Genomic DNA, 20128 nt, shown 5'->3' with positions numbered 1-20128 from the left:
AGCATCATGATAGGGAAATTCATAGTGTCTATTATAGACCTAATAGTAAGGAGAAGTCCCCCTCGTAATATTCAGCCATGGTTTTAATGGAACAAATGTAGATTTTGCGATGAATAGTGACTTTTTAGCTAAAAATGACATAGCTGCTTTATGCTTCGATTTTTGTGGTGGTTCTGTTCATTCAAAGAGTGATCTTAAGACGAATGAAATGTCTATATTTACAGAAAAAGATGATCTGTGTGCGATCATCGAAAACGTAAAGAATTGGGAGAATGTTGATTCTACTAATATCTTTTTATTTGGAGGAAGTCAGGGAGGATTAGTATCTGCATTAGTAGCGGAAGAATATGTAGAGGAAATTAAAGGTCTTCTTTTGCTCTTTCCAGCGTTATGTATTGCAGATGATTGGAATAATAAATTTCCAACACTTGAGAGCATTCCTGATACACATGAATTATGGGGTGTTCAATTAGGTCGAGTATTCTTTGAGTCAATTCACGGATATAATGTGTTCGAACATATTGGGAATTTTAATAAAAATGTAGTGATTTTTCATGGAGATCAAGATGAAATTGTACCACTTGACTATGGAAAGAAGGCAGCAATGGTGTATCCTCAAGCTAAAATTGAAATTTTTTCTGGTGAAGGTCACGGTTTTTCAGAAGCAAGTAATAAGAAGGTCAGTGAGATGACATTAGAGTTTGTAAAAACGAATAGTTAACATGTTTTATTTTTTATTGATCAATTGTTGAAAGATCAGATAACCCAACAATACAAATGCGGAGAAGTGTATAAAAAAGACCTCTGAAAATGAGGTCGATTTTTCACTTTTTAATTGATGCACTGATGAAAAGCTCATCTACTGTCGTATCCAATACAGAAGCTATGTCAAACGCTAATTGTAAGGTAGGGTCGTATTTATCATTTTCAATTGCATTTATTGTTTGTCTCGATACCTTACAGCGTTTAGCTAGTTCTTCCTGAGATAATTTAGCTGATTTTCTTAATTGCTTAATGTGATTATTCATTTAATCACCAAATTTTTTTCTGTAAATTAGTAATGTTATCAGGTATATAATTGAAATCACCGTCAAAAACACAATCGGCGAAATTCCCATACCATCATAAGAAGTATTCCCCTGAATAGTTAGATAAATTGACTCTACAACTTCTAAAATTAGCATACCTACAACGACGATAAATGCATATGATTGAGCTTTCGTGTTGATAAACTTTCTTCTTTCATCACTCTTTTTAGAAAAAGATGCTACAAAAATCAAAATTCCGCAAACTAACAATATGACTGAATACACTAATTTAACCCAATCCATTCTTTAGTTTCCTCCTTATTAAAATGTAAAAAGTATTTTACATTTATTATTGTAGCATTAGTGTCTAAAATGTCAAATGTTTTTTACATTTTGGATTTTCAAGAAATTTAAAATAAAAAACAATCTATTATACTAAGATTTTATTTTATCATATTGGTGGACTTGCCACTTACCATTGAAGGTCTTTCACTAAAACAAAATTCAGTGGAAACGGTAGGTGGAAATTTAATTATAAGAAGTGAAGTTAGAAAAAAGAAAGATTTTCACATATTAAAGAATGGAGCCCAGTGATATGGAAGGGTTACGTTTATCTCTTCATTTTAAAGGTTGGATTGTAAAAAATATAAATAATTCAAAGACCACCAAATTTTTGGTGGTCTTTGAATTTGTTTAGTATAAGAATTGTTTGTATTAGTCTATTTACAAATTTTCAATTGATAAACATCATGTTTAAATAGTTAATTATTAGATCTTATTGGATAGCACTCGGGTCCATGTAAAAAAGTTCCCAAAGATGACCGTCAATATCTTGGAAACCCCATCCATACATAAAGCCATGATCTTGTGGTTCTTTTGAGGGCTTTGCTCCAGCATCTAGAGCCTTGTTTACAATTTCCTTGACTTTCTCTCTGCTATCTAGAGATAAACTTACAATAGCTTCAGTTGTTTTAGTAGAGTCTGCAATCTCCTTATTAGTAAAAGTCTTAAAATGACCCTCTGTTAGCAACATCACATAAATATGCTCACTAATAACCATGCATGCAGCTAAATCATTCGTGAATTGAGGGTTAAATTCAAATCCTATTGTAGAAAAAAACTCTTTAGTTTTGTTCAAATCATTAACAGCTAAATTAATGAAAATTTTTTCGGCTTGGACACTCATACATGCACCTCTTAATTTAAAATTTAGTTAATAACAGTAGAATTCTCTAGCTTTTATATATTTCCTTCTTGATTTTGAAAAATAGTTTATTTAAGTAAGAGATCATGAAGTAAAGTAAAGGTTGTAATTCAACATAGGTTTCTGAACTAGCTGATGCTTTTATAAAGCATGCTAGCGATTTCCTTCCTGATTATAGTTATTAAGGTGGGATTGATTAAAATGGGTAAATGATCACAAGATATGAATGTGTTTTTGGAAAACAAACTCAAGTAGTGGTGTTGATACTATTACCTTACTGAGAGGTTTTTTTGAAGTTGAAAATTACTCACTATTATTGAATGTTAAAGAAGTAGATTTGGTATATAGGTTTTTGGATTTAAATGGTAAAATGTATTCAAGATGAAAGGAAGGTTATTTAAAATGACATTAGCCATTTTTATAATATTAGCAAATGTAATTGTTTGTTTCTCTTTATACCTAACTACAAGGAATAAGAAAAATAGAATAATAACTGGATTTGTCTTAATATTATCGATTTTAACCTATCCATTAATGTTACCGTTGTTACACGAAATCAATTTGCTCCATGGGCTCGACGGAACAGCAACCTTAATGCTTTTTTACTTCATCATATTGATTGGTGGAATCGTCACAATCATTGCCGGTCTTTTCACTAAATCGAAATCAATTGAAAACAATAGGTAAAAAAACGTGGGCTAAAATCTAAGGCAGAACGTGATCAGTGGTTGATTGAAAAAGCGGAACGTGAATCTAATCTTCCGCTTTTTGAAAAGAAATTTGAAGATCCATTAGACGTTCCTTTAGTAACACTTCGTTCTGAGATTTTCCAAGATCTAGAGTGGGGCATAAACTTCCAATTGAACAACGTTCATTATCGAACCGGAAAATGTGCCAAAGTTCACTTTGACCTGGTTACTTTAGTTTATAATGCATCAAAATTAGTTATTTATCGAATCAATGTCTTATTGAATCAGAAAAAAGCAGTTTAACCTCAAAATTTTATAAGGTTTAAAATTCTGCAAGTCTATGTTTCTTTAGAAATGTGAATTATGAAATTGATTCAAATGATTGAATATTAAAAAATATGTTTAATAATGATTTTCTACAATAGAACGGCATTTTTTGTAAAAGGAAAAGGCTTATACAGTTAAAAGGGGATGATAGTTGAGAAAGTAAATTTGAAGGAGTTTCTTCAATGCATTTGAAAAAAGTTGAAAAGGTGAAAAGTATGGAAATAGTTAAAGAATACGATGATTCAATGTTTAGAAGGCTCTTATTACTTTTTCCTCCGTTATATTTAATTCATGATATTGAAGAGATCATAACAGTTGAGAGTTTTCTTGAAAAAAATTCAAATGTATTACCATTTAGTATAACAACTTTAGAGTTTTCATTTGCTTTTACTTTACTATGGTTTATAGCTTCGATGGGCTGTTATATAGCATTTAAGGACAAAAGGTTTTTGGGTATGAAACCAACTACTTTCCTTGCGTTTTTGGTACCGGGAATTCTTTTAGCAAATGGGATTGGTCATTTTGGGCAGTTCATTTTCTTCAAGGATTATGTTCCCGGCATAATTACATCTATTTTTATTTTGTATCCTTATACATTTTTTACAGCTATGTTTCTTATTAAAGAAAGAGAAGTTACTAAATTAAGACTTCTAAGCTATTTTGCTATTGGTTTTATCGCCCAAACTCCTCTTGCACTAATGGCGCTTTATATAGCAAAACTCATAATATAGATACTATTAGTCTCGTATACAAATCTATCTTACACCCTTGATATCATCTTTACACTAGCTTTTACATCTATTGGTATTAGGAAATAATAACCTTTATTTCGTTCTTTGTGATAACCAAACTAACAAAATGATTTATGAAATTTTCTTTTTAAATTAACGGGAGCTTTTATTATATGTTAATCAAGAGCGCTTATCTGTACCAAAAGAAACGTCGTTTTTTTTAATGGGAATAATGAGTGTTAAACATGAAATAATGTTATAGATATTAAAGGGTATGAGACTTGTACTATAGATAGGAGAGGTATCTTCTTAAAAATAATTCGTTAAGGAGTAGGTTATGTCACGCACAATTAATATATCTTATGGGGAACATAGCTCACAATTTGGAGTATTAAGAATTCCTGATAGCAATAAACCATCCAAAATAATAGTCTTGATTCATGGAGGTTTTTGGCAATCTAAATTCGATCTTGAAGAAAATAACCCTATTGCAAAAGATTTAACGAGTAGGGGATATGCTACATGGAATATCGAGTATCGCCGAGTAGGGGAAGAAGGAGGAGGTTGGAAAGGTACTTTTAATGATGTAATTGACGCAATTAATCAATTGTATCAACTAAAGGAAGCATACAATTTAGACTTAACGAATGTAAATATCATTGGTCATTCTGCAGGAGGTCATTTAGCACTTTGGGTTGCTTCTAGAGTGAACACATTAAATACAGAACAAATCTTTAACAAATTGATAGTACCCGTTAAGAAAGTAGTAAGCTTAGCTGGAGTAACAGATTTAAACAAAATGTGGGAATATCACGAAGGAAGAGGTATTAAAAGTCTTGTAGCAGGACTTATGGGTGGACCTCCAAAAGAGTTTTGTGAACGATATAAAGCTGCTTCTCCAAAAGAGTTGACTCCATTGAATATAGAACATGTTTTAGTTCATGGTGAGCTTGATCGACATGTGCCAGTAGAATTAAGTAAAGATTACTATTTAGAGGCAGTAAAAAAAGGTAGTAATGTAAAACTATTAATTCTTCCAAATGTTGAGCATTTCAAAATTATTGATCCTACCTCGACAGCATGGGAATCCGTAATCAGTGTAGTTTTTGATAAAGACTAACTGCGTCATTCTTACTAGTTATCAAAGGTGAATGTGTAACATTTGCGTTTTTTTATGTAAAGAGCAGGTTTGTGAGAAAGTATATATGTTAGGTTTTCCATACAACCTTTCAAATGATCGTTGATTTAATTGAGTGTATGAGGAAGAACAGGGCATTTCTTTTAAAGAAGGATAGTAACTTACATAATAGAATAGAGATAATAGTGTTTTTTCTAGTCTAATAGAAAGGATTTAGAGATGAAGAAATCAATAAAAAATAGTTTAATTGGTGAGTTTACATATAATGAGGGGAACAAATCATATGAGGCAAACGAGAGGAATATTCATTGGAAGATCGATATATGTAATATTTTTGATGTAGATGACTTGATCAAAGCAGCAGAAAAACTTTTTTTATGTTTGGATGAATTCAATAGTAAGGCGAAAGTAGCTATTGCAGAGAATATGATTGAATATAAAAATGATTTCTGGCCTGAATATGATGAAAATGATAAAACTCTTAATTGGGATGCTGTAGATGAAGGAGAGTTTGATATAACAATAGAGGAATTTCGAGATGCAATAATTCTTTATGATATTGAAATAAGCGAAAATGAAATTTACTGTGAATATAATGATGGTGATTTATTTGGTGGGCATAGAATACATGCTTACTTTAATAGTTGCTATGAGTTATTAAGAGTTAATATATAGTTGGAAATGAGATGTTTTCAATATTTAAAGTTAGAGATATAGAATGATGCTTTGTTATAAGGAAAGGTAATAAGTATATTAAACCAATATCTCTTCAGCCAATTGTCCTACTGTAAATAATCTGAATTGGAGAATTTAAGAACCTACTAGCAATTTTTCTATAATTATTGATTATAATTGAAATAAAGGAATAGATAGTTAATGCCTAGATGGTGGTATTAACTTACACTTTTTTTATCAAAAAGAGAACGAGGGATTGAGATCATATATGACAAAAATTCACACTGTAAACTTTGATAAAATATCGTTCCAATTAAAAGAAAAGCATAATTTCGATTGGCTAAAAACGATGGGTGATGTGTTTTGTGTGTTCGATCAACAGGATTCAGGTAATATATGTTTTGGTATCGAAGCTAAAGGAATAAAAAAGTTTGTGAAATATGCTGGTGCAAAAACGAAAGAATATACTGGACAACCAGAGGAAGCGATAGCAAGGTTAAAATCTTCAATTGAGATTTATAAAAACTTACAAAATAAACACTTAATTAATTTGCTGGACCATTTTGAAACTGAAAATGGTTATGTAGCTGTTTTTAAATGGTTTGATGGGGAATGTTTACACTCACATTGGTCATTTCCTCCCCCACACAAATATACTCACCCTGACTCTCCATATTGTCGATATAGACAACTTTCAATCCAACAGAGGTTAGAATCATATAAAAATATATTGGAATTCCATGTTGAAGTGGAAAATAAAAATTATGTAGCAGTCGACTTTTATGATGGAAGTATATTATATGACTTCACAAATAATGTAACGAAAATATGTGATATTGATATGTATAAGAGAAAACCTTTCATAAATTCAATGGGGAGACTTTGGGGTTCCTCAAGGTTTATGTCTCCAGAAGAGTTCCAATATGGATCTATGATTGATGAAAAAACAAATGTATTTAATATGGGTGCAATAGCGTTTGGTTTGTTCGGTGGAGAGCTAGATCGTTCATGGTTGAAGTGGGATGCAAGCCAAGAACTTTATGAAATAGCAAAAAAATCAGTTGAAGAGAATAGAGATAATAGATATTCGTCTGTGAAAGAATTTTCCACCGTATGGCTTACAGCTGCATCTAAATTAATTAATTGATATAGTTCCGCAATCGAAATTGTATCCGTAATAACATAGGCACCTTTTTGAACATAAAAGAATGAGTTGAATGCTAGATTCTTACTGAAGCTACTGTAACGTGCGTTCATTTACGACAAACATATAATAACGAATATACATTTATGAACTATACGTAATATGATAAGAATCGGATTGTTATCATGAAATGAATAAATCCTTCTCGAAAAAAAGAAACAATCGAATGGGAGTTGGTCTATGTTGAAGAAAATATATGTTATTAGGCATTGTGAAGCAGAAGGACAGTCACCTAATGCACTACTTACAGATGTAGGTCTTGAACAAACATTAGAACTATCTTATTTTTTTCGAATACTAATATAGATCGCATTATATCAAGTCCATATAAACGTGCGATTGATTCCATAACCCCACTTGCAACAAGGTTTAATATAGACGTTGAGATTAATAGAAAATTATCAGAACGAATTCTAAGTACCAAAAATATTCCTGATTGGTTTGAAAAATTAAGAAGTACATTTGATGATATAGACTTGAAGTTTGAAGGGGGAGAGTCCAGTCGAGAAGCAATGAATCGAGTTGTTGAAGTTGTAGAGGAAGCTTATAGCAAAGCCAATAATAATACAGTCATTGTTACGCATGGGAATTTAATGTCATTGCTATTAATGTATTTTAACAAGGATTTTAGGTTCGAACAGTGGAGAAGGCTTAGTAATCCTGACGTCTTTTTGTTAAAGAATGAAGCTAATCAAGTAACTTTTCAACGAGTGTGGGAATAAATAAGTTACTTGATTATTTTATAGTTGCTTTTTATAGTGAAAGACTGAAGTTTTGCTTATTAAGTCTTCTACTATAAATAAAACTAAACAAGACAGCCGAAGCGGTCTTGTTCATTAAAGATATTTTTTTAATGTCTCTTGAAGTGTACCATTTGTTTCTGCATCTTTTTCAAATCGAATACCTGCATGCACCATTTTTCTTACCAGGTCAGGTCTAAGTCCAGTGATGATGGCTTGGCAACCCATCAATTTCACTCCTGCTAAAATCTTTTCAAATTGATCGATAACATCTAGTTCCATCATAGCGATACCTGATAAATCTATAACAAGTGTTTGAAATCTAGTTTTAGCTAGTTCATTTAACACTTTTTCTTCTATTATTTCAATCCTAAAAGAATCGATATTTCCAATTAAAGGTAAAACAGAAACTGCTTCGCTGACAGGAATAATCGGAACCGATAAATGTTCCACTATTTCTCTCTGTTTTAAAAGCATTTCATCTTTGTATTTTGAATAACTAATAAAGAATGTATTTAGAAATTGGTCAAGCTGGTCATTTATTACCTTTTCCAGTTCGAAAAATTCGGAATCTTTAATATGTATTTGTTTTTCTCCGTTAAGAGTAGAAATAATCTCCCACAAAGTTCTTCTAATTGCTTGAACCCATTCTAATTTTAAAGAAAGTGTTAGTGAATGCCCTGCCCATGCAATACCTTCGTGTTGACCAAAAGAGATGAGTTCTTCACCGTTTTGGTCAACAATAAAGTAAATTAACTTTTTAGCATTTTTTAATAAATCAATGTTTCCCATTCTTAATATATCATTGATCTTTCCTGAAACATTAACTGCTTCGGAAAGTAATTGGTTTTCAAATGTTATCTCATTTTTTTTAATGTAAGATTCTAATTCATGCTTTAAGATTTCTTTTATGTTCATTTCTACAATGTTCCCCCTAATAGCCACTTGATATATTTTCATACCACTTATACCCAACATAGTGATTGTTAAAACCACAATTATTATTAAATATTGTATCCTTAGAGAGAAAGTATTCTTGTTTACATAATGATAGGAGAGGCTTAAGATTTCTATTGAATTTCTTGCTAGTATGAACAAATGAAATACTAGGATTTAAAATATTCAGCGAATTCAGAAGCTAAAGCTAGAGTGAACAAGCCTAATACCCATAAAAAAATTTAATACAAGGAAGTGGTCTACTCAAAAACCAACTCAAATTTTAAAATTCGTTTAACATAACGACTTTTTTAAGTATCATCCACGAGATCATTTGCCTAAATTACAAGTAAGTATTTTATTGTGGTTTAAAACGTGCATTAGCTAGGAAGTATGAATCATTCAGCTCTAATTCACTTACATTGAAGCTATATTAAATTCTTTTACTCATATCTTCAAACGTTTGAACTATTAATTTGCTATTGTTTATTATCGTTTCCTCAATAGAATAAGTATACTTCAATTTGCGAAGGTTATATGCTTACCTCTTTTAACTGGATTTTCATCCAATCTTCTCAAACTTTCAGCTGAAGTTAGCACTTCCGGCAAAATTGATTATTATGATTATTTTTTAATTCGTTAAATTCACTCCTTAGTAATACATTGATCTAAGAATCAATGTGATGAATAATTATTTTAAATGGATAAAAGTAAAAGACATAATTATTAGGAAACAACTAATTCTAATAATGACTTGTATGCTTTTTGAGACTGTAAGTAGGTCAATGAATATATGTTGCTAAATAGGAGGCACTTGGATGGAAGTAACAGTGAATAAGGTCTTAGATGCGAAAGGCTTAGCATGTCCTATGCCTATTGTAAAAACAAAGAAAGAAATGACTGCACTTGATCCGGGTCAGGTAATGGAGATACAGGCAACTGATAAAGGATCTACATCTGATATTAGAGCTTGGGCCGATAGCACGGGACACCAATATTTAGGAACAGTTGAAGAAGGGGATGTTCTGAAACATTACCTTCGAAAGGCGAGTGCTGAGGAAGAAAAATCTGAATCGACACACCCCAACGTGGTCAATTTAGAAGAATTGCTAAATCGCCTAAATGGAAACGAAAACATAACAGTATTTGATGTTAGAGAACCAGCTGAATATGCTTTTGGTCATATTCCTGGATCTATCAATTTACCACTAGGAGAACTAGAAGAACGATTTGAAGAATTAAATCATGCCGAAAATATCCATATTATTTGTAGAACTGGAAGTCGTAGTGATTTTGCTGCACAAAAACTCACGGAAAAAGGGTTTACTAATGTAAAAAATGTTGTTCCTGGGATGATGGAATGGCAAGGCCCTATTGATAAAAATGACTAAGGAGGAACAAGAATGAAAGTTGCTATTATTGCTGCAAATGGTGGGATGTTCGATGCATATAAAGTTTTCAATATTGCAACAGCAGCCGCTGCTACAGATGCTGAAGTAGGTATTTTTTTTACTTTTGAGGGGTTAAATTTAATTCATAATGAAGCACATAAAAACTTAGCCTTACCAGCTGGAAAAGAGCATTTTCAAGAAGGGTTTAAAAAAGCAAATGTTCCACCTGTAGATGAATTAGTTTCTATGGCAGGTGAAATGGGTGTAAAGATGATAGCTTGTCAAATGACAATGGATGTTATGAGCTTAGAAAAAGAACAATTTGTAGAAGGTATCGATGTAGGGGGAGCTGTAACATTTTTAACATTTGCACAAGACGCAGATGTTACGTTAACTTTTTAATCAAATTGAAATCACCTAAGCACAAATTATTTGTTTGTTTAAAAAGTTAGGGAGGTTAACATGGTGCTTGAAACTGAAGTTAAAACGATAACTGTCAAAGAGTTGGCGAAAAAAGTGTTAAATCATGAAGATTTATTTATTATAGATGCAAGAAATACCGACGATTTTGACGATTGGAAAATAGAAGGTAAAAACATTGAAATCATCAATACTCCTTATTTTGAATTATTAGAAGGAGTCGATTCTATAGTAGATAAATTACCAAAAAGTAAGGAAATTTATGTTGTGTGCGCAAAGGGTGGATCCTCAGAGTTTGTAGCTCAACAAATAACAGAAGCTGGGTTTACGGATGTTTACTCTGTAGCAGGAGGTATGAAGGCTTGGAGTGAGCATTTAGAGCCTATAAAAATTGGAGAGCTAAAGAATGGGGGAGAGCTTTACCAGTTTGTACGTATAGGTAAGGGGTGTTTATCCTATTTGATTATTTCAAACGGAGTGGGAGCTGTAATTGATACAAGTAGGATGCTAGAACCTTATGAAACCTTTATAAAAAAACATGATATTAAACTTTCTCATGTCCTTGATACACATTTACATGCTGATCATATATCAGGAGGTAGAAAGCTTGCAGATAAACTTGATGCAAAGTATTACCTTCCTCCAAAAGATGCAAACGAAGTTACATTCAACTATGAGGTAATAAATGATGGTGATGAATACACGGTAGGGCATGCAACGATTAAAGCCCTCTATTCTCCAGGACATACAATTGGAAGCACATCTTTCATCATTGAAGATCAGTATTTATTGACAGGTGATATCTTATTTATTGATTCAATTGGCCGCCCTGATTTAGCAGGGAAAGCTGAGGATTGGGTTGGTGATTTAAGAGCGACCTTATATGAGCGTTACAAGGAACTTTCTGATGACTTACTAGTCTTACCAGCCCATTTTATGGGGATAGGAGAGATGAATACTGATGGAAGCATTTCTGAAAAGCTAAGTACGTTATATCATAAAAACCATGGGTTAAATATCACAGATGAACATGAATTTAGAAAAACAGTAACCGAGAATCTTCCTCCTCAACCTAATTCATATCAAGAAATAAGAGAAACAAATATGGGGAAAGACATTCCTGAAGAGGAGAAGCAGCGTGAAATGGAGATTGGACCAAACCGCTGTGCAGTTCGCTAAGGAGGATTCACATGATGGAAGCAACTAAAGTATTAGATTGTAAAGGACTAGCATGTCCTATGCCAATTGTACGGACAAAAAAAGAGATGGATCATTTAAGTTCAGGAGATATTTTAGAAATTCATGCAACTGATAAAGGTGCAAAAAACGATTTAACAGCATGGGTAAAGTCAGGTGGACATGATTTATTAAAGGATGAAGAAGAAAACGGTGTTTTTAAATTTTGGTTAAAAAAAGGATAGAGAATATAAGGAGGGTAGTTAACAGCTATCCTTCTTATTAGATGGAGGAGTATAAGTGTGGAGGGTGCATTTATTGTAGTTATATTTCTAATAGGATTTGTAGGCTCTTTCATTTCTGGAATGGTTGGTGTTGGTGGTTCCATTATTAATTTTCCAATGTTATTATACATCCCACCATTATTTGGAATTATTGCTTTTAGTGCACATGAAGTTTCTGGCATAACAGCTTTTCAAGTTTTTTTCGCCTCTATAAGTGGTGTATGGAGCTATCGAAAAGGTGGATACTTAAATAAACAGTTGATATTGTATATGGGTGGAGCTATTTTAATCGGAAGCTTTATTGGTAGCTATGGATCAAGGCTTATGACAGAGGAAGGGATAAATATAGTATATGGAGTATTGGCTATCATTGCTGTTGTAATGATGTTTATCCCTAAAAAAGGAATTGATGATATTCCACTTGATCAAGTAACGTATAACAAATGGCTTGCTGCGTCTCTTGCACTTATCGTAGGGATTGGAGCAGGTATTGTTGGTGCTGCAGGTGCATTCATTCTTGTACCAATTATGCTTGTTGTATTGAAAATTCCAACGAGAATGACAATCGCTACTTCTTTAGCTATTACATTTATATCTTCTATTGGAGCGACAATTGGAAAGATTACTACAGATCAGGTGCTTTACTACCCTGCATCTATCATGATCGTTGCAAGCTTAATTGCTTCACCTCTTGGTGCTTTTGTTGGAAAAAAAATAAATACCAAAATCCTACAATGGATTTTGGCATTATTAATATTAGGTACGTCTATTAAGATCTGGTCAGATATTTTATTCAACTAATTTTTTTACTCTCTATATATGTTTCAAGAGCAGGATGAAACTCTTTTTTGAAATGATTTTCTGGACATGATTTTATAACAATATTGCTCAAAAAGTTTGTTTTATCTGAAACCAACTCTTTATGGCATATAGGACATTTTTCAGTAAATAATGATTTTATAAAACCCATATAAGTTCCTCCTGATCTCTATGTCGTTAATTCCTATTGATATACTAGGTATTATACAAGAGAATGTTGAAAAACTCAATAAAGATATGTAGTAAGGTAAAACTTTATATATGTTGGAAAAAATTTCTGGATATTAATAGATGTGAATAAAGTAAAAAACAGAAGGAGAGAAATGCTCTTCTGTTTTTTATAGACTTAATATAATTTTGTAAACAATTAGCTAAACTCTGGCAAGACCTCTTTCAAACGCTGAAAGATGATTTAAAGAGGCATTACGAAGCTGTGTAAAAACTGTTCTCAAGTTGTTAGGAATATTAAATGATAGGAATTTTTCATACATAGATACATTTTCTATTTCCCCTTGAACACCAGCAGCGAATGCTGCCTTAATACTTTCTGGTGTAGTTATGAATAACTGTGATTTTTCTTCAGGTAACGGCACTTGATAACGATCAAAAAGGGGTAATAATGCATTTATATGTCTAAGTTCTGCTTCCTTTATTGCAGTAAATGTGCGAATATTTCCAAAGGTAGCTAGAATATTATCATATCTTGCTTGTGCTAGGTATTCATCCTGAAGAGCATAAATCAACATTTGTGGTAATTCCAATGTAGTCGAATTTAATGCCCCTTTAGCACCATATTTTTCAACCTGTCGATAGCTTTCGTTTGAATTTTTTTGAAATAAAAACAAAAACCACACAGCGTGATTTTGTTCATCTGCGGCTGCTCTCCTAAATTTGCCTTTAATAAGAGGATCTTGTGCATTATCAGCTATATCTAAATAAAAATCAACTGTTTTTTGTTCATCTTTTAGAGCAAATTCTATTCCTGTTCTATATTGGTCTGGACATTGTTCGATGATCTTATAAGATGGCTGTCTGCCTGTTAAATTGATATAGATCTTGCTAAACTCTTCTAAATGACGTTTTTCATCTCTTTGTATCTCAAGTATTTGGTTTTTTTCTTCTTTTGTAGGTGCATCCTTGGCTAACTTCTCATAACAATTTATAGCACTGTATTCTCCATTAATTGCTTTTTGAATATCATTAACAAGTTGAATGTCATTTGTTATCCGATCATAATCAGTATACGATGGACCATAATAATATAAATATTGATTTGGATTCATGATTTTCCTCCTTATGTTTCACTATTAACTTATCTTATGCTTATAGCATAGGCTGTTGTGCATGTTCATGTTCATGTTCATTTCTTGCACTTCTGAAAGCTTGTTATGGAACCATTCATCACTTTTTTGGGGAATCTGGGGAGAGTGTAGAAAATCATACTTATGAGCGTTGGTAGATTTAATCCTTATCTTTAAGAAAGAAGAAAGTAGAACCTATCAAGTATTTTAAAATGAGCAAGAAGGTTAAGTTTGTTACTCTGAAAAATAAAAGTTAACAGTGAGGGATATAGAGATACATGTTGAGATCATTTTAAAAAGAGGTTTTAGGGGAGCACCAATAATAAGAAATAGACACATGACAAGGAGGATGAAGATGATCGGGTCTCCTGACATAAATAAAATAATTAGAAAAACTCTGTCTCCTACATTAAAGGAAACAGGATTTAATAAAGTTAATACTAGACACAATTGGGCATGGATTGATCAGTGCATTTGGGTGATGGACATAACTGCTGTTGGGAAGTATTTTTCAGATGTTACGGGTTGGTCTCCTATGTCTATCCATGTTGTTTTAGGAATCTATTATGACTTTATTCCCCCAGAGGATGACGATATAAAAGTTGGTACTAACGGTGAATTGTTTCCAAAATACCTTCAGTGTCATTTACAAAAAAACTTACATTGTAATATTGATCAATCAAAGTATATCAATCATATTGATCACCGTGCTGAAAAAGAACGAAATGATATTTGGTGGATTGAACCAGATGGCTCTAATCTTATAGAAGTTATAAACGATGTTAAAACGTCTTTTTTAAATGATGGATTAAAGTGGTTAAGAAACAATACAGATTTAGAGACAGCGTTTAGTGCAATTGAAAATGAGGAGGATTCTTTCAATAAATTTTATAAAGCTAGATATTTTGCAAAACATTTGAATGATCTAGGAAAGTTTATGAAATACAATCATTTGCTAAAGCAAGAGCAAAAAAGGATTAATAAGTTGTGAAACTAATGGGACTGTTGATGGTTTGATAGTGATCTTCCATGGTATGAGGAAGAGAAGAAAAAGATGATAGTGACTATTTTGCTAAAGAAGAATAGGTTGATTAATATACTTGTCTACCACTGCCATTAACAGCTTTATCAATGAATTATTTCCTAATCACTTTTTATCTTGTTTTAGTGAAAATTTTCCCATTATTTAACTCACACCAATCTTCTAATTCGTCATACGTTTCCTTCTTGCCGTATTTTTCTAAAAAAGAGTCCTTATTTTCAAATACCTCCATTTCATCCTTTTCTAGTAATGTGATCATTTGAAAAGGATTTAATTGAAAAACTTTAGACACAGCAATTAACTCACCTATATGAACAGCATGATCGATGTTTTCCATTTCTTTAACTCCTTGTAATGTGGAATATATTGAACTTAAAAATATAAGAATACCGTTCGTATTATTTACGATTTTAGTGATATTATGTGTCACTTCTCTAACTTTAATGTTGAACATGAAGAAAGCAGTAAGTATCTTTAATATGAAACTTTACCTTTGTCAATTCGCATGAATAATAAATAAATGATGAGGTAACTAAATATCGCTTTTTAATAAAATTATTTGAACCAATAGCTGAGAATACTCTCTAATGTTTTCTAGCATTGAATTATATGAACTAATGTTGGGTCTTTAAAAAGCTGCTACTAAGCAGTTTTTTTATTACACATGTTTTTTTGGGGAATTCAGATTCTTATTTTCCGCTAGTTGAAGAGACAATTGCATTTATTGATCACTTCAAACCTGATTGTGAATTTTTCTAAGAAAGATGTCCTTTAGGTTTGTTAAACAATAATAGGATAAGATGTGGTAAAATTTAGTAGATGGAAGGAGTTCGCAATATGAAAAGGTATAGAAAAAAACTAGTATTAATTGGATTTGGTTTATCCCTCATTGTAAATATTTACTTGTTTCAACAATTAACTTTAAATAAAGAAGAATCAAGAACAGCCAAGTTTGAAAAAATTCAAAATGGTGTTAGCTATTCATATAATTTTGGAGATAGTTTAGTAAGTAATTACAACGACCTATCCTTAAAGCAAAAAGCAGAATATCTAACTTCTATGTCTGGGAGCTTACAATTATCAACACATATAATGGAAATCGTTGAGCCGAATGACGAAAAGTATAAAGAATTGGCTAAGTTATTTGATATTTACAGTGATATTTCATCCTCAAATGATTTTGAAGCTTTGATAAACAATAATGATGTTTCTGATGGAGAAGCATTGGACTTACTAGAAATATGGTTAACTGATATAAAATATCTTGATGAAAACCTTGATTATCATTTATTATCCAGGATGAATTACATAGAATTAAGAACACTTTGGGAAAGGCTACTAGCCAATTTGAAATATAATGATGACATGTTAAATCAATACAAAGAAACATTCTAATTTATAAAAATGGTTGAAAAGAGGATTTACAGATGGAATTTATTGAAAGCATTTTGTACAAGAGTAACCCTGAAAAAGGTAAAATGGAGTTGCTTGATGCTGACTGGACTGACAATTTTGGTTTACTAGTTGCTTTTAGAGAAAATAATAACCTCATTGTTCAATATAAGGAATCTCAAATCATGCTTTCAAACGTTAGAATAACTTGTAAATATCCTTTAGTTAGGTGGATTAGCTTTAACAGTTTTTTAATTGCTGACGCACGGAATGATGGAGAAACAGACAATCTTTATATTTTTAACACTGATGGCACATTACGCAATTCCTTTCATTGTGGAGATGGTATTGAGGATATCGTAGTTAGCAACGACGGGATTTGGATTAGTTATTTCGATGAAGGAGTATTTGGAGAAGGTATTTCAACTGAAGGGCTTGTTCTATTTTCTTATGAAGGAACTCCTATTTTTAAATACCATAGTGATTTATCTGGTAGACCGTTTATTGTTGATTGCTACGCTATTTGTAAAGGTGATTCTTCTTCAATTTGGCTATTTCCTTATACTGACTTTCCATTACTTCAAGTCAATTCAATAAACAAAACGATTCATTCCTTCAAAACTCCAAAAATTCTTCATGGTTCAAATAGTCTCTGTGTAAGAGGAAAGTACGCATATTTTCATGATCGATATAACTCTAATGGAGAACTTTATAGCTGGGAAATTGGGAAAAGACATCCACATCTAATAGGAAATATCAAAGGAACTACAAGGGGATTAGGTAAAGAGGAATCACATCACTTTATTTCAATAGATGATCTTTATGTGAAGACTTATAGAATTATAAACCATAAGGAGTATGAGTGAATAGTTAACTATAAGAGGGACAATTTATTCACTTAACATAAGAAGCGTGACGGAGGTATTACTATGTTTAAGAAAACCCTTAAGTTACCTTTCGTGTATTTTATCGTCTTGATTTCTTGGCAATTAATAATTAATAAAGATATTAGATGGATAGAAAATATAATTGTTTGTTTTATAATGTACTTGATTTTATTGTTTATTCATTGGGCAAGAATGCCTTACAATTGGAGTAAGGATAAAAATAAGTAATAATTTAAAAGCAGGAGTATATATGTTTAATTTACTGATATTTTTAATCATAACGTTGATTGGGATCACATTATATTTAACATATAAAAATAAAAAGATACCTTGGAGATTCATTATGATTGTTTTGATCATAATGATAGGTGTCTTGTTACTACTAGGTTTTCGTTTTACACCATACAGTGCTTTACCTACTGGAACTAAAGCAGTAAAAAGTATAGATACAGTTTATGGAAAAGCTATATTATATGAAGATGTAAACAATAATACATTTGGTTTGGCGAATATTCATCGAAATATTGGCTTTCTGTATTATGATGCAGGCGGGACATCCGACTATTTTTTAGAAGGAAATGAACCATTCGAAGCTGCTGGTATTGGACGAGATGAAGAAGACGGTTTTATCGTTGGAGTTAGAACTAGAGACACAAACATTAAATATATTGTTGTTGGTAATCACCTAGAGAAGTTGAAACGATCAGACACCTACAGCTTTACTATGGATACAGTTGAAAAATATCGGGGTAGCTACCATCTTGAAGAGGTAGTGAATAACCATGCCTTATTTGTTCTTGATGAATATTCTGAGGCAACATGGACAATAAGAGCTCTTGATAAAGATGGTCATCTTATTGCAGATAAATTGTTTGAGGCGGGTGAAGCCAGGTATATTGATTGGTAAAGGCTTTTTTGACTAAATTCGTTTTTTGAAAATTATCTTGCTTATCATATCTGTTTAAACAACTGTCCAATTAGAACTAATTAGGAGACAAAGGATGAAAATCAGAAAAGTGAAAAGATACGATCGCCGTGGAATAGTTAAGGATATACTTATTGAATTCCGAGATTCTATCATATTTGAAGTATTTTGGAACATCTTGATGTTTATACCAAGAATCTTATTTCGTTTGATTAAGAATCTATTTAATTAGTTTAAAAGAACGATTCTTTAAAGGGTCGTTTTTTATTTTTTCCACTTTTATAGTTTAAGTAAGAAATTAATAATTTTAGGGCTATACGAGCTCTTAAGAAGAAGAAGCTTTAAGAGTTAGAGCTTATTTTTTGTTATTAGTAAGTTAAATCATATACAATGTATTTTGTGAAAACTAGATCACCGAATAAATTCAAGTTTTTAAATCAATTTAGAGAAGGATGAATTCAACATGAACAATCATGACGCAAAAAAACAAGATATCCTTGCTGCGTTCAATTTTCGCCATGCAACAAAGGTATTTAACCCAACTAAGAAAATTTCCGATGAGAATTTTTCTTTCATCTTAGAAACAGGACGTTTGTCTCCAAGTTCTGTTGGATATGAGCCTTGGAAATTTCTTGTTGTACAAAATGAGAAATTTCGTGAAAAATTAAAAGAAGTTTCATGGGGCGCTCAAGGGCAGCTTCCGACTGCAAGCCATTTTGTTGTTATTCTTGCACGTACAGATGCTAGATATGATTCTGAGTATGTGCAAAATTTACAAAGAACTGTCAAACAAATGCCTGATGATTTGCTTGAGACACTGAAACCTAGATACAGAAGCTTTCAAGAGGATGATCAGCGTCTGTTCGAAAGCGGCCGAGCATTGTTTGATTGGGCGAGTAAACAAACATATATTGCGCTTGGTAATATGATGACAGCAGCTGCGCAAATTGGTATCGACTCTTGTCCGATTGAGGGCTTCGATTATGAAAAAGTAAATGAGATGTTGGATAACGAAGGACTTCTTGAAGATGGTAAGTTCGCCGCATCTGCTATGGTTGCTTTTGGTTATCGCGCAGAAGATCCAGCGCGTCCGAAAACGCGACGAGCTACTGAAGATGTAGTTCAATGGATTGACTAATATTTAGAGGGGAAAATGTGGATTTTGCTTGTAGCTTAAGACCTTCAATCTCAATTAGCATTTTTCAAACAGAATAAAGAAACTTACTTATAGACACCTTTTTGGCATAGGGCGTATTTATTGGATGTAAGAGTCCGGATACGTGAATGATACCCTTAGCCGTAATTGGTGTCTTATTTTTTATTTTCATTATTAAAATTGATATGTGGAAATTAATAAGAAACTATTACTACACACCGAAGTAAAAGTTTAGAAGATTTTTAAAGTAAAATAAAGGAAATTATGTTAAATTGTATAAGGGTAGGATTATTGTGTTTTTATTGTTAGTAAATAGATAGGTTAAGTAAAAAATTCACAATTTTTAATTGGAGGTCATTAAAATTAATTATCAAAATAAATCAGAAAATCCAATAACAAATGGAAAAGCTATTGCTACTTTAATTTTAGGTATTTTATCAATTCTTGCAATTGCTTTCTCAGGACTTGGTCTCCTATTAGGTGTTACAGGGTTAATACTAGGTATTATCGGATTAAATGAAATTAAACGATTCGGACATGAAGGAAGAAAAATGGCTATCGTGGGAATTGTTTGTAGCTGTTTAAGTATCTTAATAACATTATTTTTAATAGTAGTAGGTGTATTGCTTTTTATGTCAATTTAGTTGATCGGTGTAGTAGTTA

General features: G+C 31.9%; 28 protein-coding genes. 21 read left to right on the top strand and 7 right to left on the bottom strand.

Annotation, left to right across the window (positions count from 1 at the left end; translation table 11 throughout):
• Nucleotides 1–109 precede the first annotated feature (109 nt).
• Nucleotides 110–721 carry an alpha/beta hydrolase family protein gene (locus LC076_RS03605; protein ID WP_264191410.1) on the top strand — a complete coding sequence of 204 codons (612 nt, stop codon included), beginning with the start codon at nucleotides 110–112 and terminating at the stop codon, nucleotides 719–721.
• 103 nt (nucleotides 722–824) lie between these two features.
• Here LC076_RS03605 and LC076_RS03600 read toward each other — a convergent pair whose 3' ends face one another.
• From LC076_RS03600 to LC076_RS03590, 3 genes are all read right to left on the bottom strand, one after another.
• The gene (locus tag LC076_RS03600; RefSeq protein WP_226666263.1) at nucleotides 825–1028 is read right to left on the bottom strand and encodes a helix-turn-helix transcriptional regulator; all 204 of its coding nucleotides are present in this window, start codon (nucleotides 1026–1028) and stop codon (nucleotides 825–827) included.
• Entirely contained in the window at nucleotides 1029–1331 is a 303-nt protein-coding gene (locus LC076_RS03595) for a hypothetical protein (RefSeq protein WP_226666262.1), read from the bottom strand.
• Between the two features lie 472 nt (nucleotides 1332–1803).
• Nucleotides 1804–2214 (bottom strand): VOC family protein, encoded by a 411-nt coding sequence (locus tag LC076_RS03590; protein ID WP_226666261.1) that lies wholly within the window; start codon nucleotides 2212–2214, stop codon nucleotides 1804–1806.
• 420 nt (nucleotides 2215–2634) lie between these two features.
• Here LC076_RS03590 and LC076_RS03585 point away from each other — a divergent pair, with 420 nt between their 5' ends.
• The 8 genes from LC076_RS03585 (at nucleotide 2635) to LC076_RS03555 (ending at nucleotide 7718) form a co-directional block, all read left to right on the top strand.
• Nucleotides 2635–2919: a hypothetical protein gene (locus LC076_RS03585; RefSeq protein ID WP_226667003.1), complete on the top strand. Its 285-nt coding sequence runs from the start codon at nucleotides 2635–2637 to the stop codon at nucleotides 2917–2919.
• A 41-nt stretch (nucleotides 2920–2960) separates the two neighbouring features.
• Complete coding sequence (locus LC076_RS03580; RefSeq protein ID WP_226667002.1) at nucleotides 2961–3224, top strand: hypothetical protein; 264 nt, start codon at nucleotides 2961–2963, stop codon at nucleotides 3222–3224.
• Between the two features lie 212 nt (nucleotides 3225–3436).
• Nucleotides 3437–3979, top strand: coding sequence for an HXXEE domain-containing protein (locus LC076_RS03575; protein WP_226666260.1), 543 nt, complete (start codon nucleotides 3437–3439; stop codon nucleotides 3977–3979).
• 337 nt (nucleotides 3980–4316) lie between these two features.
• The gene (locus tag LC076_RS03570; RefSeq protein ID WP_226666258.1) at nucleotides 4317–5099 is read left to right on the top strand and encodes an alpha/beta hydrolase family protein; all 783 of its coding nucleotides are present in this window, start codon (nucleotides 4317–4319) and stop codon (nucleotides 5097–5099) included.
• Nucleotides 5100–5336: 237 nt separating this feature from the next.
• Entirely contained in the window at nucleotides 5337–5792 is a 456-nt protein-coding gene (locus LC076_RS03565) for a DUF2262 domain-containing protein (protein ID WP_226666257.1), read from the top strand.
• A gap of 268 nt (nucleotides 5793–6060) precedes the next feature.
• Nucleotides 6061–6939: a serine/threonine protein kinase gene (locus tag LC076_RS03560; protein ID WP_226666255.1), complete on the top strand. Its 879-nt coding sequence runs from the start codon at nucleotides 6061–6063 to the stop codon at nucleotides 6937–6939.
• A gap of 237 nt (nucleotides 6940–7176) precedes the next feature.
• Nucleotides 7177–7302 (top strand): hypothetical protein, encoded by a 126-nt coding sequence (locus LC076_RS24315; protein ID WP_319005477.1) that lies wholly within the window; start codon nucleotides 7177–7179, stop codon nucleotides 7300–7302.
• Nucleotides 7266–7718 carry a histidine phosphatase family protein gene (locus tag LC076_RS03555; RefSeq protein ID WP_319005485.1) on the top strand — a complete coding sequence of 151 codons (453 nt, stop codon included), beginning with the start codon at nucleotides 7266–7268 and terminating at the stop codon, nucleotides 7716–7718. The genes LC076_RS24315 and LC076_RS03555 overlap by 37 nt, the downstream gene beginning before the upstream one ends.
• Before the next feature lie 114 nt (nucleotides 7719–7832).
• Here the strand turns inward: LC076_RS03555 and LC076_RS03550 are convergent, their stop codons facing one another.
• Nucleotides 7833–8654, bottom strand: a complete 822-nt coding sequence (locus tag LC076_RS03550) for an STAS domain-containing protein (RefSeq protein WP_226666254.1) — start codon at nucleotides 8652–8654, stop codon at nucleotides 7833–7835.
• 836 nt (nucleotides 8655–9490) lie between these two features.
• Between LC076_RS03550 and LC076_RS03545 the strand changes: the two genes are divergently transcribed.
• The 5 genes from LC076_RS03545 (at nucleotide 9491) to LC076_RS03525 (ending at nucleotide 12744) form a co-directional block, all read left to right on the top strand.
• Nucleotides 9491–10063, top strand: a complete 573-nt coding sequence (locus LC076_RS03545) for a sulfurtransferase TusA family protein (protein ID WP_226666253.1) — start codon at nucleotides 9491–9493, stop codon at nucleotides 10061–10063.
• A 12-nt stretch (nucleotides 10064–10075) separates the two neighbouring features.
• On the top strand, nucleotides 10076–10465 hold the full coding sequence (locus LC076_RS03540; protein WP_226666252.1) for a DsrE/DsrF/DrsH-like family protein: 390 nt from the start codon (nucleotides 10076–10078) through the stop codon (nucleotides 10463–10465).
• A gap of 63 nt (nucleotides 10466–10528) precedes the next feature.
• Nucleotides 10529–11662 (top strand): MBL fold metallo-hydrolase, encoded by a 1134-nt coding sequence (locus LC076_RS03535; RefSeq protein ID WP_413465937.1) that lies wholly within the window; start codon nucleotides 10529–10531, stop codon nucleotides 11660–11662.
• A 14-nt stretch (nucleotides 11663–11676) separates the two neighbouring features.
• The gene (locus tag LC076_RS03530) at nucleotides 11677–11904 is read left to right on the top strand and encodes a sulfurtransferase TusA family protein (RefSeq protein WP_226666976.1); all 228 of its coding nucleotides are present in this window, start codon (nucleotides 11677–11679) and stop codon (nucleotides 11902–11904) included.
• A gap of 57 nt (nucleotides 11905–11961) precedes the next feature.
• Complete coding sequence (locus LC076_RS03525) at nucleotides 11962–12744, top strand: sulfite exporter TauE/SafE family protein (RefSeq protein ID WP_226666249.1); 783 nt, start codon at nucleotides 11962–11964, stop codon at nucleotides 12742–12744.
• Here the strand turns inward: LC076_RS03525 and LC076_RS03520 are convergent.
• A complete protein-coding gene (locus LC076_RS03520) occupies nucleotides 12737–12913 on the bottom strand; it encodes a hypothetical protein (protein ID WP_226666247.1) in 177 nt (58 codons plus the stop codon). The two genes, LC076_RS03525 and LC076_RS03520, sit on opposite strands and share 8 nt — an antisense overlap.
• Nucleotides 12914–13133: 220 nt before the next feature.
• On the bottom strand, nucleotides 13134–14045 hold the full coding sequence (locus tag LC076_RS03515; protein ID WP_226666246.1) for a ferritin family protein: 912 nt from the start codon (nucleotides 14043–14045) through the stop codon (nucleotides 13134–13136).
• Between the two features lie 367 nt (nucleotides 14046–14412).
• On the opposite strand from LC076_RS03515, the gene LC076_RS03510 reads away from it, so the two are divergent.
• Nucleotides 14413–15054 (top strand): hypothetical protein, encoded by a 642-nt coding sequence (locus tag LC076_RS03510; protein WP_226666244.1) that lies wholly within the window; start codon nucleotides 14413–14415, stop codon nucleotides 15052–15054.
• A 163-nt stretch (nucleotides 15055–15217) separates the two neighbouring features.
• On the opposite strand, the gene LC076_RS03505 is transcribed toward LC076_RS03510, so the two are convergent.
• Entirely contained in the window at nucleotides 15218–15442 is a 225-nt protein-coding gene (locus LC076_RS03505; RefSeq protein WP_226666243.1) for a hypothetical protein, read from the bottom strand.
• 500 nt (nucleotides 15443–15942) lie between these two features.
• On the opposite strand from LC076_RS03505, the gene LC076_RS03500 reads away from it, so the two are divergent.
• From LC076_RS03500 to LC076_RS03475, 6 genes are all read left to right on the top strand, one after another.
• Nucleotides 15943–16500 (top strand): hypothetical protein, encoded by a 558-nt coding sequence (locus tag LC076_RS03500; RefSeq protein ID WP_226666241.1) that lies wholly within the window; start codon nucleotides 15943–15945, stop codon nucleotides 16498–16500.
• A 32-nt stretch (nucleotides 16501–16532) separates the two neighbouring features.
• Nucleotides 16533–17363 carry a TetR family transcriptional regulator gene (locus LC076_RS03495; RefSeq protein WP_226666240.1) on the top strand — a complete coding sequence of 277 codons (831 nt, stop codon included), beginning with the start codon at nucleotides 16533–16535 and terminating at the stop codon, nucleotides 17361–17363.
• 271 nt (nucleotides 17364–17634) lie between these two features.
• On the top strand, nucleotides 17635–18291 hold the full coding sequence (locus LC076_RS03490) for a hypothetical protein (RefSeq protein ID WP_226666238.1): 657 nt from the start codon (nucleotides 17635–17637) through the stop codon (nucleotides 18289–18291).
• A gap of 94 nt (nucleotides 18292–18385) precedes the next feature.
• The gene (locus tag LC076_RS03485; protein WP_226666236.1) at nucleotides 18386–18541 is read left to right on the top strand and encodes a hypothetical protein; all 156 of its coding nucleotides are present in this window, start codon (nucleotides 18386–18388) and stop codon (nucleotides 18539–18541) included.
• A 231-nt stretch (nucleotides 18542–18772) separates the two neighbouring features.
• The gene (locus tag LC076_RS03480) at nucleotides 18773–19447 is read left to right on the top strand and encodes an NAD(P)H-dependent oxidoreductase (protein WP_226666234.1); all 675 of its coding nucleotides are present in this window, start codon (nucleotides 18773–18775) and stop codon (nucleotides 19445–19447) included.
• 365 nt (nucleotides 19448–19812) lie between these two features.
• Complete coding sequence (locus LC076_RS03475) at nucleotides 19813–20109, top strand: DUF4190 domain-containing protein (RefSeq protein WP_226666233.1); 297 nt, start codon at nucleotides 19813–19815, stop codon at nucleotides 20107–20109.
• Nucleotides 20110–20128 lie beyond the last annotated feature (19 nt).

The sequence above is a fragment of the Metabacillus litoralis genome (assembly GCF_020524045.1).
GTDB classification, from domain to species: domain Bacteria; phylum Bacillota; class Bacilli; order Bacillales; family Bacillaceae; genus Metabacillus; species Metabacillus litoralis_C.
Note: the sequence above shows the minus strand (reverse complement) of the source record. Positions and strands in the feature narration are given on the sequence as shown.

What these genes read in the sequence shown, in the direction of transcription:
- LC076_RS03495 (WP_226666240.1), top strand. Translation starts at nt 16,533, where the DNA reads ATGGAATTTATTGAAAGCATTTTGTACAAGAGTAACCCTGAAAAAGGT.
- LC076_RS03490 (WP_226666238.1), top strand. Translation starts at nt 17,635, where the DNA reads ATGTTTAATTTACTGATATTTTTAATCATAACGTTGATTGGGATCACA.
- LC076_RS03530 (WP_226666976.1), top strand. Translation starts at nt 11,677, where the DNA reads ATGGAAGCAACTAAAGTATTAGATTGTAAAGGACTAGCATGTCCTATG.
- LC076_RS03570 (WP_226666258.1), top strand. Translation starts at nt 4,317, where the DNA reads ATGTCACGCACAATTAATATATCTTATGGGGAACATAGCTCACAATTT.
- LC076_RS03505 (WP_226666243.1), bottom strand. Translation starts at nt 15,442, where the DNA reads ATGGAAAACATCGATCATGCTGTTCATATAGGTGAGTTAATTGCTGTG.
- LC076_RS03585 (WP_226667003.1), top strand. Translation starts at nt 2,635, where the DNA reads ATGACATTAGCCATTTTTATAATATTAGCAAATGTAATTGTTTGTTTC.
- LC076_RS03600 (WP_226666263.1), bottom strand. Translation starts at nt 1,028, where the DNA reads ATGAATAATCACATTAAGCAATTAAGAAAATCAGCTAAATTATCTCAG.
- LC076_RS03510 (WP_226666244.1), top strand. Translation starts at nt 14,413, where the DNA reads ATGAAGATGATCGGGTCTCCTGACATAAATAAAATAATTAGAAAAACT.
- LC076_RS03520 (WP_226666247.1), bottom strand. Translation starts at nt 12,913, where the DNA reads ATGGGTTTTATAAAATCATTATTTACTGAAAAATGTCCTATATGCCAT.
- LC076_RS03480 (WP_226666234.1), top strand. Translation starts at nt 18,773, where the DNA reads ATGAACAATCATGACGCAAAAAAACAAGATATCCTTGCTGCGTTCAAT.
- LC076_RS03545 (WP_226666253.1), top strand. Translation starts at nt 9,491, where the DNA reads ATGGAAGTAACAGTGAATAAGGTCTTAGATGCGAAAGGCTTAGCATGT.
- LC076_RS03540 (WP_226666252.1), top strand. Translation starts at nt 10,076, where the DNA reads ATGAAAGTTGCTATTATTGCTGCAAATGGTGGGATGTTCGATGCATAT.
- LC076_RS03560 (WP_226666255.1), top strand. Translation starts at nt 6,061, where the DNA reads ATGACAAAAATTCACACTGTAAACTTTGATAAAATATCGTTCCAATTA.
- LC076_RS03595 (WP_226666262.1), bottom strand. Translation starts at nt 1,331, where the DNA reads ATGGATTGGGTTAAATTAGTGTATTCAGTCATATTGTTAGTTTGCGGA.
- LC076_RS03515 (WP_226666246.1), bottom strand. Translation starts at nt 14,045, where the DNA reads ATGAATCCAAATCAATATTTATATTATTATGGTCCATCGTATACTGAT.
- LC076_RS24315 (WP_319005477.1), top strand. Translation starts at nt 7,177, where the DNA reads ATGTTGAAGAAAATATATGTTATTAGGCATTGTGAAGCAGAAGGACAG.
- LC076_RS03485 (WP_226666236.1), top strand. Translation starts at nt 18,386, where the DNA reads ATGAAAATCAGAAAAGTGAAAAGATACGATCGCCGTGGAATAGTTAAG.
- LC076_RS03605 (WP_264191410.1), top strand. Translation starts at nt 110, where the DNA reads ATGAATAGTGACTTTTTAGCTAAAAATGACATAGCTGCTTTATGCTTC.
- LC076_RS03500 (WP_226666241.1), top strand. Translation starts at nt 15,943, where the DNA reads ATGAAAAGGTATAGAAAAAAACTAGTATTAATTGGATTTGGTTTATCC.
- LC076_RS03565 (WP_226666257.1), top strand. Translation starts at nt 5,337, where the DNA reads ATGAAGAAATCAATAAAAAATAGTTTAATTGGTGAGTTTACATATAAT.
- LC076_RS03550 (WP_226666254.1), bottom strand. Translation starts at nt 8,654, where the DNA reads ATGAACATAAAAGAAATCTTAAAGCATGAATTAGAATCTTACATTAAA.
- LC076_RS03590 (WP_226666261.1), bottom strand. Translation starts at nt 2,214, where the DNA reads ATGAGTGTCCAAGCCGAAAAAATTTTCATTAATTTAGCTGTTAATGAT.